This window comes from Endozoicomonas gorgoniicola, from assembly GCF_025562715.2.
Classification (GTDB): domain Bacteria; phylum Pseudomonadota; class Gammaproteobacteria; order Pseudomonadales; family Endozoicomonadaceae; genus Endozoicomonas_A; species Endozoicomonas_A gorgoniicola.
Genome location: NZ_JAPFCC010000001.1, coordinates 776,208 through 789,970, shown reverse-complemented (window position 1 = coordinate 789,970; position 13,763 = coordinate 776,208). Strand labels below are relative to the sequence as shown.

At 50.3% G+C, this 13,763-nt stretch carries 11 protein-coding genes; 4 read left to right on the top strand and 7 right to left on the bottom strand.

The window, feature by feature from the left end; all coding sequences use genetic code 11:
- Positions 1-97: 97 nt before the first annotated feature.
- The 7 genes from lpdA to sdhC all read right to left on the bottom strand — a co-directional run bounded on the left by lpdA (position 98) and on the right by sdhC (position 9,205).
- Positions 98-1,537, bottom strand: coding sequence for a dihydrolipoyl dehydrogenase (gene lpdA / locus NX722_RS03620; protein WP_262566748.1), 1,440 nt, complete (start codon positions 1,535-1,537; stop codon positions 98-100).
- 65 nt (positions 1,538-1,602) lie between these two features.
- Positions 1,603-2,808, bottom strand: a complete 1,206-nt coding sequence (gene odhB / locus NX722_RS03615; RefSeq protein ID WP_262566747.1) for a 2-oxoglutarate dehydrogenase complex dihydrolipoyllysine-residue succinyltransferase — start codon at positions 2,806-2,808, stop codon at positions 1,603-1,605.
- Positions 2,809-2,871: 63 nt separating this feature from the next.
- Positions 2,872-5,703 carry a 2-oxoglutarate dehydrogenase E1 component gene (locus tag NX722_RS03610; RefSeq protein ID WP_262566746.1) on the bottom strand — a complete coding sequence of 944 codons (2,832 nt, stop codon included), beginning with the start codon at positions 5,701-5,703 and terminating at the stop codon, positions 2,872-2,874.
- 266 nt (positions 5,704-5,969) lie between these two features.
- Entirely contained in the window at positions 5,970-6,674 is a 705-nt protein-coding gene (locus tag NX722_RS03605) for a succinate dehydrogenase iron-sulfur subunit (protein ID WP_262566745.1), read from the bottom strand.
- Positions 6,675-6,692: 18 nt separating this feature from the next.
- The gene (gene sdhA / locus NX722_RS03600) at positions 6,693-8,465 is read right to left on the bottom strand and encodes a succinate dehydrogenase flavoprotein subunit (RefSeq protein ID WP_262566744.1); all 1,773 of its coding nucleotides are present in this window, start codon (positions 8,463-8,465) and stop codon (positions 6,693-6,695) included.
- 3 nt (positions 8,466-8,468) lie between these two features.
- Entirely contained in the window at positions 8,469-8,837 is a 369-nt protein-coding gene (gene sdhD / locus NX722_RS03595; RefSeq protein ID WP_262566743.1) for a succinate dehydrogenase, hydrophobic membrane anchor protein, read from the bottom strand.
- Complete coding sequence (gene sdhC / locus NX722_RS03590) at positions 8,831-9,205, bottom strand: succinate dehydrogenase, cytochrome b556 subunit (protein WP_262566742.1); 375 nt, start codon at positions 9,203-9,205, stop codon at positions 8,831-8,833. The genes sdhD and sdhC overlap by 7 nt, the downstream gene beginning before the upstream one ends.
- Before the next feature lie 420 nt (positions 9,206-9,625).
- On the opposite strand from sdhC, the gene gltA reads away from it, so the two are divergent.
- The 4 genes from gltA to ddpX all read left to right on the top strand — a co-directional run bounded on the left by gltA (position 9,626) and on the right by ddpX (position 13,625).
- Positions 9,626-10,909, top strand: a complete 1,284-nt coding sequence (gene gltA / locus NX722_RS03585) for a citrate synthase (RefSeq protein WP_262566741.1) — start codon at positions 9,626-9,628, stop codon at positions 10,907-10,909.
- 164 nt (positions 10,910-11,073) lie between these two features.
- A complete protein-coding gene (locus NX722_RS03580) occupies positions 11,074-11,811 on the top strand; it encodes a TerC family protein (protein ID WP_262566740.1) in 738 nt (245 codons plus the stop codon).
- 107 nt (positions 11,812-11,918) lie between these two features.
- Entirely contained in the window at positions 11,919-12,980 is a 1,062-nt protein-coding gene (locus NX722_RS03575; protein ID WP_262566739.1) for a PTS fructose transporter subunit IIC, read from the top strand.
- The gene (gene ddpX / locus NX722_RS03570; RefSeq protein ID WP_262566738.1) at positions 12,981-13,625 is read left to right on the top strand and encodes a D-alanyl-D-alanine dipeptidase; all 645 of its coding nucleotides are present in this window, start codon (positions 12,981-12,983) and stop codon (positions 13,623-13,625) included.
- The last annotated feature ends 138 nt before the right edge of the window (positions 13,626-13,763 follow it).

Sequence of the window (13,763 nt, the reverse complement as noted above, 5' to 3'; positions counted from 1 at the left end):
AATAAACAGGAGCCAGCATTATTCCATTGATCACTGCTACCAGTCTGGAATTGCCTTAATCCTTTAAAAAAGCAACTCCAGTATTTATATCAAATGATCAACGCCGCTTGCGATTAGCTATATGAATGGCATGACCATCCACAGCCAGTACCGCTTCATGTAAAGCTTCACTTAACGTCGGGTGAGAGAAAATTGTCAAAGCAAGGTCTTCGCTGCTGGCAGCGAATTCCATTGCAATAACGCCCTGCTGAACCAGATCTGCCGCACTGGGTCCAACCACATGGACACCCAGAATGCGGTCTGTCGCTTTATCAGCGATCACTTTCACCATTCCGTCTTTATCATTTGCTGCCAGGGCCCTGCCACTGGCAGCAAATGGGAAGGTCCCTACTTTGTATTCATTACCTTCCGCCTTGACCTCTTCTTCAGTCTTTCCAACCCAGGCAATTTCAGGATGAATATAAATAACTGATGGAACCAGATCATAGTTCATCTGGGCTTTCTGGCCAGCAATGATTTCGGCAACCATAACGCCTTCTTCACTGCCTTTATGCGCAAGCATTGGCCCTCGTACGACATCACCAACAGCATAGACACCCGGTACATCGGTTGCACAGTGGTCATCGACAAAAATAAAACCACGTTCATCCAGATTTACACCGCTGTCAGGAGCAAGCAGGCCCTCAGTATAAGGACGTCGACCTACGGCGACAATGAGCTTGTCAAAAATTAATGAATTCTCTTTGCCTTCACTATCTACATACGTAACATGAACTTCTTTTTCCCTGATTTCCGACCCTGTCACCCGGGCTCCCAGACGCACATCCAGTCCCTGTTTTTTTATGATTTTCATGGACTCTTTAGCAATCTGCTGATCCGCAGCTGGCAGAAACTGATCAAGGGCCTCAAGAACCACAACCTCTGAACCCAGACGCCCCCAGACACTCCCCAGCTCCAGACCAATCACACCTGCACCAATCACACCAAGACGCTTTGGCACTTCCCTGAATTCAAGCGCACCGGTTGAGTCAACAATCAGATCGTTATCAACCGGAGTCGGTGGTATGTCGATCGGGCGGGAGCCGGTCGCAATCACCACATTAGCGGTTTCGATAATTTCTACACTGCCGTCACCCCTGGTTAACTCCACCTGCTTCGCTGCCAGAACCTTGCCCGCACCTTCCAGCAGTGTTACCCCGTTAGCCTTGAACAAACCACCAACGCCAGTGGTCAGGGTCTGAACAATCTTGTCTTTACGGGCCATCATTTTCGGCACATCCATCTCGACCCCTTCATGTTTGATACCATGAATGGCAAAGTCTTTCTGTGCCTCAACGAATTTGTGTGAACTGTCCAGCAGCGCCTTGGAAGGAATGCACCCAACGTTTAGACAGGTGCCGCCCAGCAATGTCTTCCCCTTGTCGTCTGACCACTTTTCAATACAAGCGGTTTTTAGTCCCAGTTGAGCGGCGCGAATAGCACAAACATAACCCGCTGGTCCAGCTCCAATAACGACGACGTCGAACTGATTTGCCATAATTTCTATTCCTAGCAAATAAATCTGATGACTGCCGAAACAGTCATCCACTCATTGTCTACAACTTATAATTCCAGCAGTATGCGTGCAGGATCTTCGAGTAATTCCTTGATAGTCACAAGGAAGGTGACCGCCTCTTTGCCATCCAGCAAGCGGTGGTCGTAGGATAGCGCCAGATACATCATGGGCAGAATTTCCACCTGCCCGTTAACGGCCATCGGGCGCTCCTGAATTTTATGCATGCCAAGAATGGCTGACTGGGGCGGGTTCAGAATCGGAGTAGAGAGCAGCGAACCAAAAACACCGCCATTAGACAGGGTAAAGGTGCCACCTGTCATATCTTCAATGCCCAGCTTGCCTGCCTGGGCTTTCTGTCCGTACTCGCGGATTTTTGTCTCAATATCAGCCAGGCTCATGGCTTCCGCGTCACGCAGAACCGGCACAACCAGCCCCCTGTCACTGGATACTGCCACACCGACATCCTGGTAACCGTGATAAACAATATCATTGCCATCAATCGAAGCATTCACAGCCGGGAAACGCTTAAGGGCTTCAGTACAAGCTTTTACAAAGAAAGACATAAAGCCGAGCTTGACCCCGTGGTGTTTTTCAAACTGATCCTTATAACGGCTACGCAACTCCATCACCGGCTTCATGTTGACCTCGTTGAATGTGGTCAGCATGGCAGCGGTTTGCTGGGCTTCTACCAGCCGTTGAGCCACCTTGGCACGAAGCCTTGTCATGGGAACCCGCTTTTCCACACGGTCACCGGCAAACACCGGTGTAGTGGCCTCTACCTGGGGGGCAGCAGTAACAGGTGCAGGACTGGCAACCGGATTCTGATCGGCATGACGCATCACATCTTCCTTGGTAACTCTTCCTCCCTTACCGGTTCCGGCAATGTCGGTGGGGTTGAAGCCTTTTTCATCCGCCATTTTGCGTGCAGCAGGACTAAGGATCGGTTCCTGTGCAGCGACTTCAGCCGATACAACTTCAGGTTCTGCTACCGTCTCCCGTGGCGTTTCAACAACAGCACCCGCTTCAAACCGGGCAATCAGCTCTTCTCCAAGAACAACATCGCCTTCATTCTTTATAATCTCTGTTAATGTTCCATCCGCCGGAGCAACAACCTCCAAAACCACCTTATCTGTCTCAATATCAACCAGAAGCTCATCCCGACTACAGGCTTCCCCCGTTTTTTTGTGCCAGGTCGCTACGACACCGTCTGCGACAGACTCGGGAAAGGTGGGTGCTTTTATTTCAATGGCCATAATGATCCCTTGGAGTATTAGACCTGCCTGCGTCTTTCACTTTGAACGACGCAAGACGAATATTTATACCGTAAATGCGTCTTCTACCAGTTTCTGTTGCTCTTCTACATGCTTGGACATATAGCCACACGCCGGTGCCGCAGAAGCATCACGCCCTGCATACTTAAGCGCCAGACTATCATTGAGCCGGGCAACAGAGCGCCGCATGTGGTGCTGGCTACAATACCAGGCTCCCTGGTTCATAGGTTCTTCCTGACACCAGACAACATGCTCAAGGTTTGGATATTGAATGATTAATTCATCCAGATCGTCCTGTGGGAATGGATAAAGCTGCTCAATCCGAACGACGATGGTGTCGTTAATCTCATCATTACGTCGTTTGTCGATTAAATCATAATAAACCTTACCACTGCAGAGAATCAGGCGGCGCACATCAGCGTGTTTATGCTCATCCACTTCAGGGATAATGGTCTGGAACCCACCTTCAGCCAGCTCTTCAAGTGTTGAAATGGCCTGTTTGTGTCTTAGCAGGCTCTTAGGGGTGAAAGCAATTAAAGGTTTGCGCAGCGGCCTTAATACCTGGCGGCGCAACATGTGAAACACTTGTGCAGGGGTTGTTGGTACACACACCTGAATATTGTGTTCCGCACACAATTGCAGGTACCGTTCCAGCCGGGCTGACGAGTGTTCCGGCCCCTGCCCTTCGTAACCATGAGGCAACAGCATGGTCAGGCCACACAGGCGTCCCCACTTGTGTTCACCACTGGTAATAAACTGGTCTATCACCACCTGACAACCGTTGGCAAAATCACCAAACTGGGCTTCCCAGACCACCAGCGCCCCCGGCGTCGTGGTCGCATAGCCATACTCAAAAGCCAGCACGGCTTCTTCAGAAAGCAGCGAATCCCATATCTGGAACGGAGGCTGGTCATCACTCAGCCTGGCCAGAGGTACCAGTGCGCTGCCGTCTTTCTGGTTGTGATGCACAGCATGACGGTGAGAAAAGGTTCCGCGACCAACATCCTGGCCGGTGATTCGAACTGGATGCCCTTCTTTCAACAAAGAGGCATAAGCCAGCACTTCTGCACAACCCCAGTTTATGGGCAATGCACCTGCTGCCATCTTACGACGATCATCAATTATTTTGCTGACCTGACGCTGCAACACAAAGCCCTCAGGAATTTCGCATAGTTTCTGTCCCAGTTCCTGCAGATTGCCCAGGGCTACCCGGGTATCATGGCGTGCTGTCCATTCGTGTCCCAGATAAGGCATCCAGTTAACAAACAGCCCCGTATTGGGTTCCTTAACCAGCGCCTTGGCAACATGCTCGCCGTTGTCCAGTGCAGTCCGATAGGTATTCACCAGCTCCTTGTTGGCTTCAGCAGAGAGGGCTCCCTGCCCAACCAAGGTTTCAGCATATAAATCTCTGGTCGTGGTATGACTCTTGATTGTCTGATACATCATGGGCTGAGTGGCTGAGGGTTCATCAGCCTCGTTGTGCCCACGACGACGATAGCAGACCATGTCGATCACCACGTCCCGTTTGAATTCCATACGGTAATCCAGCGCCAGTTTGGTCACAAACTGAACTGCTTCCGGATCATCACCATTTACGTGAAGAATTGGCGCACCCACCATTTTGGCAACATCGGTACAGTACTCAGTTGAACGAGCGTCTTCCCGGCGACTGGTGGTAAAACCTACCTGATTGTTAATAATGATATGAACAGTACCACCGGTACTGTAAGCACGGGTCTGAGACATCTGCAGGGTTTCCATCACAACGCCCTGTCCGGCAAAAGCTGCGTCACCGTGAATGGAAACAGGAATCACCTGCCCCCGGATATCATCATGACGCCGATCCTGCCGAGCCCGCACTGAACCTTCGACCACTGGCGCAACAATTTCAAGATGCGAAGGGTTAAAAGCCAGCGCAAGATGAACCTCACCACCAGGTGTCATAACATTAGACGAAAAACCCTGGTGATACTTCACATCACCAGAGCCGCTGTCTGCCATTTTCTTGCCTTCAAACTCATCAAAAAGCTCAGAAGGATTTTTACCCAGGATGTTCACCAGGACATTAAGACGACCACGGTGCGCCATTCCAATGACGATTTCTTTGGCTCCGTAAGAGCCTGCTCTCTGGATCATTTCATCCAGCATGGGAATCAACGCTTCACCACCTTCAAGGCCAAAACGCTTGGTTCCGGGGTAACGGGTACCAAGGTATTTTTCCAGCCCCTCCGCAGCGGTCAGACGTTCCAGCAGATGCAGCTGGGCTTCCCTACCCACTTCAGGGCGTCCTCTGACACTTTCCATGCGGCTCTGAAACCAGCGGCGCTGTTCCGTGTTAACAATATGCATGTACTCAACACCTACTGAGCCACAGTAGGTGGCATCGAGTGCAGCGATGATTTCCTGTAACGTTGCCCGTTCTTTGCCAATAAAAATGGTGCTGGTCTGGAACTCGATCTCCAGGTCGGCCCGGGAAAGGCCGTGGTATTCAAGGGTAAGATCCGGGAACTTCTCCCTTTTTAATATCCCCAGCGGATCAATGCGCGCCTGCTGATGACCACGGATTCGATATGCACTGATCAGGCGCAGAACCTGAATCTGTTTTCGTTCATGATCACTGGATACTGTGCTGGCTGCTATTGGTCGGGTAGTCTGATGCTGCCTGGCCATCAGGATGAAGTTTTCCTGAATGGTTGAGTGTGGCACATCCGGATTGCCACCATTCACCTGTGGAAGCTTTTCAAAATAATCACGCCATTCTTCTGAGACACCATTAGGGTCTCGCAGATAAAGCTCGTACAACTCCTCGACGTATGCAGCATTTCCCCCGGCAATATGAGACGTCGCCCACATTTGCTGCATCACACCTTCTTGCATGGTCTGCACCCCGTATATCTGGGGCAAATCTTATTTAACCAACACAATGCTGGCCGCCCCTGCTGGTAAAACTTACCGGCCGTTCACAAAAAAACTGGTCACAAAACCGGCAGGTATCCAAGAGTAAACTACAGGCAGAGCTATGTATACAACCAGCTACACCTTCGAACAATCCCGCTCTATTGTAGATACAATTAACAATAAAAAAAATACTATTTGTAACAATAAAAAAATACTATTTGTAACTCCTAAAAGCGAAAACGCCATTAAGTGGCGCTGTTAAATAGCATCTGCCGGATATGCCCAATGGCTTTGGTCGGGTTCAACCCTTTTGGGCAAACACTGACGCAGTTCATAATGCCCCGGCACCTGAACACGCTGAACGGATCATCCAGATCAGCCAGGCGCTCCTGAGTGGCGGTATCGCGACTGTCTGCCAGAAAACGATAGGCCTGCAGCAAGCCCGAAGGCCCCACAAACTTGTCAGGATTCCACCAAAAAGACGGGCAGGCTGTTGAACAGCAGGCACAGAGTATGCATTCATAGAGCCCGTCAAGCTTTTCCCGATCTTCCGGCGACTGCAAACGTTCAATCGCAGGAGGCGGCTGATCATTAATCAGATAGGGCCTGATCTTTTCATATTGCTTGTAGAACTGCCCCATATCGACGACCAGATCTCGTATAACGGGCAGCCCCGGCAGTGGCCGCAGAACCAGACGTTTGCCCCGGGAAGCTTCTGACAGGGGCGTGATGCACGCCAGTCCGTTAGTCCCACTGATGCTTAAGCCATCGGAACCACAAACGCCTTCACGACAGGAGCGACGATAAGCCAGGCTCGGGTCCTGCTCTTTCAGAAGGTTAAGAACATCAAGCACCATCAGGTCTTTGCCTTCCGGAATCTCGATCTGATAATCCTGCATAAAAGGCCTGGCATCCGTTTCCGGATTATAGCGATAGACACTTACTAACATAACTATCCTGAGCCTCCCTTAATACGTTCTTGCCTTGGGCGGGAAGGCTTCCATTGATGTGGGAGCAAAATTCACCTGACGTTTACCTACTGCCCTGTCTGTCGGGTAGTAAACCGAATGAACCAGCCAGTTTTCGTCATCACGTTCGGTAAAATCATTCCGGGCATGTGCGCCCCGGGACTCTTTACGCTCTTCAGCTGAAACCGCTGTGGCGTAAGCCACCTCATAAAGGTTTTCAAGCTCCAGAGCTTCAACTCTTGCGGTATTAAAGGCCTGACTCTTATCCTGCAGATGGATGTTCTGCATCCGCTCGCCCAGTTCATCCAGCTTTTTAAGGCCTTCCTGCATACTGCCACCTTCGCGGAACACACCGAAATACAGCTGCATGGTATTTTGCAGTTCGGTTCTCAGCTCCGCGACTTTTTCACCGGATTGACTGCTATTAAGACGGTCAAGTCTGGACAGTGCCGCCTCAATGTCACTGTCGGATGCATCGACTGAGTCAAAACCTTCATTCAGGCTCTTTTCAATCTGCAGCCCTGCTGCCCGGCCGAAGACCACCAGATCAAGCAGAGAGTTACCGCCAAGACGGTTAGCACCGTGAACCGATACACAGGCGGCTTCTCCACAGGCGTAAAGACCATCCACCACCTGATCATTACCCTGATCATCAGGGAACAGTGCCTGACCACCAATATTGGTCGGGATACCGCCCATCATGTAATGGCAGGTAGGTACCACAGGAACCGGCGCTTTCACAGGATCAACATGGGCAAAGGTTTTGGACAGCTCACAAATACCCGGCAGGCGCAGGTTCAGAGTTTCATCACCCAGATGATCAAGTTTCAGCATTACATGGTCTTTATTCGGGCCGCAGCCTCTGCCTTCCAGAATCTCAATAATCATGGAACGGGCGACCACATCACGACCAGCCAGGTCTTTGGCATTCGGCGCATAGCGTTCCATAAAACGCTCACCTTCGCTGTTAATCAGGTAGCCCCCTTCACCACGGCAACCTTCTGTGACCAGAACGCCGGCACCATGAATACCGGTTGGATGAAACTGCCACATCTCCATATCCTGCATCGGGAAGCCTGCACGCAACGCCATGCCAATGCCGTCACCGGTGTTAATCAGGGCATTGGTGGTCGAAGCGTAAATTCGGCCTGAACCACCCGTTGCCAGCACTGTCGCCTTGGCTTTAACGTAAACGGTTTCACCGGTCTCAATGCAAATGGCAATAACACCTGCTACCTGTCCCCGCTGGTTTTTGACCAGGTCAACGGCGTACCACTCGTTAAAAAAGGTGGTACCACCTTTCAGGTTGGCCTGATAAAGGGTATGCAACAGCGCGTGTCCGGTTCGGTCAGCTGCGGCACAGGTTCTCGCTGCCTGACCACCTTTTCCGTACTCTTTGGACTGACCACCAAACGGACGCTGATAAATGCGTCCTTCATCGGTTCTGGAAAATGGCAGCCCCATATGTTCCAGCTCAAACACAGCCTGAGGACCAACGGAACACATGTACTCAATGGCCTCCTGATCACCAATATAATCAGAGCCCTTAACCGTATCAAACATGTGCCATCGCCAGTCATCATGGGGGTCATCACTGGCTATTGCACAGGTAATTCCTCCCTGGGCCGAAACGGTGTGCGAACGGGTCGGAAAAACTTTCGTGATACAGGCCGTCCTGATACCTGCCTCAGTTAACTGCAGCGCAGCGCGCATACCTGCGCCGCCTCCGCCAATAACAATCGCATCAAAGGTAAGGGTATGAAGTGCCGCCATTAATCAGAGCCCCCAGATTACTTGAATGCCCCAGACCAGATAACTGAACAGTGCAATAAAGCAGATCAGTTGCACGGGGAACCGAATCAAAACCGACTTTGCTCCGAAAGCACGGCGGTTTAAATAGTCTGTGGCAATGGTCCACATGCCTACCCAGGCATGAGCAACAAGCGACAGAAGTGCCAGAAAGCTGAAAATCCGAACCCAGACCTGGCTGAACAGTTCACTCCACTGTCCATAATCCAGCTCAGGCGTTGTCAGAATATATCCGACTATAAAAAGGGTATAGGCTGCCAGCACAATCGCCGACAGGCGTTGCAGCATCCAGTCGTACAACCCACTCCGGGACAAATTGGTGATATTGGTTACCATACCCAGACCCCCGCCAAAACGATCAGAACGGCTGACACAACAATGGTTACTAATGAACCGGCACGACCAGACTCAAGCTCTTCACCTATGCCGACATCCATTAATAAGTGCTTTACTCCGGCAACGAAGTGGTAGATCAGTCCTGAAAGCAGAACCCAGAGGACTAATTTTGCCACACCCGATGACATTATCGCCTGCAAGTCTGCAAAGGATTCTTCAGAAGCCAATGAAAGATCCAGTGCATAAATCAGCAACCCTACCCCGATGAAAAGGAGTATGCCTGACAGTCGATGCAAGATGGAGGTGTAAGCTGGCAGAGGCAGTTTTATTGTCGTTATATCCAGGTTAACTGGTCTTTTGCTATTCACGTTTTTTGTCCTAACGCCTTACGGCGTGCACAGCAGAAAGAACACTGAAACCCCGGGACAGAATACTCAGGGTCCCCAAAAAGCGCAGGTGCCAAACCTGCTAAACGCTGATGTTTACAGGTTATCGTTAGCCGTTGGAGGCTATTCCGTCCCCTGCTAAAAGCCTTCCACGACTTCGGATTTGAAGTATATACACTTCGGTTTTTAATTACAATTTACCGCTATATTAAGGAAATTTTCTTACTGATCTTTATTTTACCGATCATGTTTTTTCGGGTTTGACAAAAGATTTAATCCCTCTATAGTGGTCGAACCGTACAAGCGGGCCCGCTCATTTTCTGTCTAATAATTACTCATATCAGGGCCTTGATTGACTATAAAGACACCAATAAAACGGCAAAACAGGAGGCCAACCTTATCATGGCTGAAAAAAAAGCTCTCTTAACGATAGAAGGCAAGGAACTGGAGTTACCTGTTTACTCCGGCTCTACTGGTCCTGATGTTATTGACGTCCGCAGCCTTACAGCCAATGGTTACTTTACATACGACCCTGGCTTTGTATCTACTGCATCCTGTGAGTCTAAAATCACTTACATTGATGGCAACAAAGGCATACTGTTGCACCGGGGTTACCCTATTGAACAACTGGCAGAACACTCTGACTACCTGGAAACCTGTTATCTGCTGATCTACGGAGAATTGCCAAACGCTGAAGAAAAAAACCGATTCCAGAAAACCATCATGAACCATACGATGGTTCATGAACAACTGATCGACCTGTTCTCGGGTTTCCGTCGCGACGCACACCCTATGGCAGTGATCTGTGGCGTTGTAGGTGCTTTATCCGCTTTCTATCACGACTCTCTGGACATCACCAATGAAAATCACCGGGAAATCTGTGCCTACCGCCTGATTTCCAAGATGCCAACCCTGGCAGCCATGGCGTATAAATACTCCATTGGCCAACCTTTCATGTATCCTCGCAACGACCTCTCGTACGGTGGTAACTTCCTGCACATGATGTTTGCCACCCCCTGTGAAGATTACGAGGTCAGCCCGGTACTGGCACGGGCGATGGATCGCATCTTCCTGCTTCATGCAGACCACGAGCAGAATGCATCCACTTCAACGGTTCGCCTGGCCGGTTCCAGTGGTGCAAACCCATTCGCCTGTATTGCTGCCGGTATCGCAGCCCTGTGGGGGCCAGCCCATGGCGGTGCCAATGAAGCGGTACTGGTGATGCTGAATGAGATTGGCAGTGTTGACAATATTGATGAATTCATCACCCGCGCCAAAGACAAGGACGACCCTTTCCGACTGATGGGCTTTGGTCATCGTGTCTATAAAAACTTTGATCCTCGTGCCAAAGTGATGAAGCAGACCTGTGACGAGGTCTTATACGAGCTGGGCCTGGAAAACGATCCGCTGTTCAAAATAGCTAAACGCCTTGAACAGATTGCACTGGAAGATGAGTATTTCATTGAGAAAAAACTCTATCCGAATGTCGATTTCTACTCAGGCATCATCCTGAAAGCATTAGGCATTCCAACCGAGATGTTTACTGTTATCTTTGCGACAGGTCGTACACCGGGCTGGATTGCTCACTGGCATGAAATGATCAGCGGTGAATATCGCATTGGTCGCCCCCGTCAGTTGTACACAGGTGCGACTTCCAGAAACTTCGTGCCTCTGGATCAGCGCTGATCTTCCCATTCACTCAACCTGACTGACCATCAACCTCATTAAGCCGGCAATACTCACTCCGAGAATTACCGGCTTTTTATTGTCTGTCGTGTAACCAGTTAAGGTCTAAAATAAAGCAGGCCGATATAAATAAACACAACTGCCAATGAAGCGAAGGGCGCATCATGGACCCAGTTTTTTCCCTGCCTACCCTGGAAGTCCTGCTGACGCCTGAGCCCTGGATAGCCCTGGCGACACTGGCTCTGCTTGAAATCATTCTGGGCATTGACAATATCATTTTCATTACTATTGTGGTCGACCGGTTGCCAGAACACCAACGGGCGCGCGCCCGTTATCTCGGCCTCCTGCTGGCGATGGGTACCCGAATCGCTTTACTGCTGTCTATCACCTGGATTATGGGTCTAACTGCGACCTGGTTTACCGTGTTCGGACACGAAGTCTCTGGCAGGGATATCATTCTGTTTGGCGGTGGATTGTTTCTGCTGGCAAAATCAACACACGAAATACACAACTGTTTTGAACCGGAAGACGAGGGCGCCCCGGCTCTTATACGACGTGGCTTTTTCTTCACCCTGATTCAAATCGCGCTTCTGGATATCGTTTTCTCCCTGGACTCTGTCATCACCGCCGTCGGTCTGGCTGACGATGTATGGGTAATGGTGGCCGCCATCATGATCGCTGTGGGTGTTATGATGTTTGCTGCAGATCCTATAGGTCAGTTTGTCAGCAACAACCCAACCTTCAAAATGCTGGCACTCAGCTTTCTTATTCTCGTCGGTGTTTCACTAATGGCTGAAGGTCTGAACTTCCACATACCCAAGGGGTATATCTACTTTGCAATGGCCTTCTCACTGATGGTTGAAATGCTGAACCGCCGCATGAGGCAGAAACGGAGTCACTGATATCACAAAACCCTCCCTGTACATCCTATACTCATAAACCCGTTTGATGACTGCACATTGATAACGGTACTCACCTGCCAGAAAATGAGATTTTCAGGATAATGAAATTGTCGGTCCCAGCAATCACACCTCTGAACTTCAGGCATGAGCTGCTCAACCTGAAAATACACCTATTAACCGGCACCAGCCACATGATCCCGTTTATTGTTGCCGGCGGTGTTCTGTTGTCTCTTGCCGTTATGCTCAATGGTGAAGGAGCCCAGCCTGAATCGGGATTTCCAAAAGACCTCTGGGATATGGGAGTGGCAGGCTTTACACTGTTTATCCCCATACTGGGGGGCTACATTGCCTGGTCGATAGCAAGCCGCCCCGGACTCGCACCGGGAATGATTGGAGCCTGGCTGGCGGAAAGTTATGGTGGTGGTTTTCTGGGAGCCATTATTGTTGGTTTCATCGCCGGTTACATTGTCAATCTGCTGAAACGTATCCCCATGCCTGTCACCATGAAGCCTATGGGGGCTATTTTCATTTACCCGCTGCTGGGTACTTTTCTGACCTCTGGCATTGTTATCTGGCTTATTGGCTACCCTATTGCACACCTGACGACCTCCCTTAATGACTGTTTGTACAGCCTGGAGGGGACTTCAAAAGTTCTTATGGGCGGTATACTGGGTGCCATGACTGCCTTTGACATGGGTGGGCCTATCAACAAAGTCGCCACCCTGTTTGCACAAACTCAGGTCAAGGACCACCCCTATCTTATGGGCGGAGTGGGTATTGCTATCTGTACGCCGCCATTGGGCATGTGGCTTGCAACCGTTCTGGCACCACTCAAATACTCAGGTGAAGAACGTCAGGCAGGAAAAGCGGCGCTGATGATGGGTATGATAGGGATTTCCGAAGGCGCGATACCCTTTGCCGTTGCCGACCCATTAAGAGTATTACCTGCCATCGTACTGGGAGGCATCACCGGCAACATCATTGGTTTCAGTGCCGGGGTGTTAAACAATGCCCCCTGGGGAGGCTGGATTGTCTTACCAGTCGTTGACGGACGCTGCTGGTATATTTTTGCCACGCTTATTGGCATGCTGGTCACTGCGATTACCGTCAATCTGCTTAAACCTGTAAAAACACCTGCTCCCCCAGCCAGCAACCAGATTTCATCGTGAATGCCGATAAAGGGTGATAGCCTGAATGGAAGCCTGACCAAAAATCCACCACCGATGACTATTGATAAAGACACACCAATTATGAAGACACAGACGCTTATCGCCATCACGCCCGAAAGTCACGATGTGACTCTATCCATCGCTTATGCTTCCGGAGATAATTTTACCGGCAGGCCTCTTTATAAAAAACCTCTGTGCTACCTGCATCCGGATGCCGTAGCAGGTCTGGAGAAAGCGATTGATATTCTGTCGCCACTAGGCTTAAAGCTGAAAATATGGGATGCCTTTCGCCCGCAGGAGGCTCAGCAGTTACTGTTCGACCATACGCCTGATCCCATGTACGTTTCACACCCTCAAACCGGCACCTGCCCGCATTGCCGGGGGATCGCTATTGACCTGACCCTTACGGACAGTTTTGGCCAAGAGCTGGAGATGGGAACCGATTTTGATGATTTCCGCTCACTGGCTCACCACGGCAATGACCAGGTGTCAGAGAAAGCCCAGAACAACCGCCTGCTGCTGGCGGGCGTTATGAGTATCGCCGGTTTTAATCCGATCCAGAGTGAGTGGTGGCATTACCAGTTGCCTGATGCAAACAATTACCCGCTCTATACCGAGGCAGAACTGCAGACCGGGATAATGTAATGAAACCAAAAAACCATTAATAACCGGCTCATCAATATGCTGGTTTAAGTGGCTGATTAGCCTGTTCTGGTTATGGTGTGCCAGTGATACCGACCATATCATGTCATCGCCAGACAATCATTAGAAAAGCCAGACAGA

Coding starts and splice junctions, on each gene's coding strand:
- lpdA (WP_262566748.1), bottom strand. CDS start 1,537: ATGGCAAATCAGTTCGACGTCGTCGTTATTGGAGCTGGACCAGCGGGT.
- odhB (WP_262566747.1), bottom strand. CDS start 2,808: ATGGCCATTGAAATAAAAGCACCCACCTTTCCCGAGTCTGTCGCAGAC.
- NX722_RS03610 (WP_262566746.1), bottom strand. CDS start 5,703: ATGCAAGAAGGTGTGATGCAGCAAATGTGGGCGACGTCTCATATTGCC.
- NX722_RS03605 (WP_262566745.1), bottom strand. CDS start 6,674: ATGTTAGTAAGTGTCTATCGCTATAATCCGGAAACGGATGCCAGGCCT.
- sdhA (WP_262566744.1), bottom strand. CDS start 8,465: ATGGCGGCACTTCATACCCTTACCTTTGATGCGATTGTTATTGGCGGA.
- sdhD (WP_262566743.1), bottom strand. CDS start 8,837: ATGGTAACCAATATCACCAATTTGTCCCGGAGTGGGTTGTACGACTGG.
- gltA (WP_262566741.1), top strand. CDS start 9,626: ATGGCTGAAAAAAAAGCTCTCTTAACGATAGAAGGCAAGGAACTGGAG.
- NX722_RS03580 (WP_262566740.1), top strand. CDS start 11,074: ATGGACCCAGTTTTTTCCCTGCCTACCCTGGAAGTCCTGCTGACGCCT.
- ddpX (WP_262566738.1), top strand. CDS start 12,981: ATGCCGATAAAGGGTGATAGCCTGAATGGAAGCCTGACCAAAAATCCA.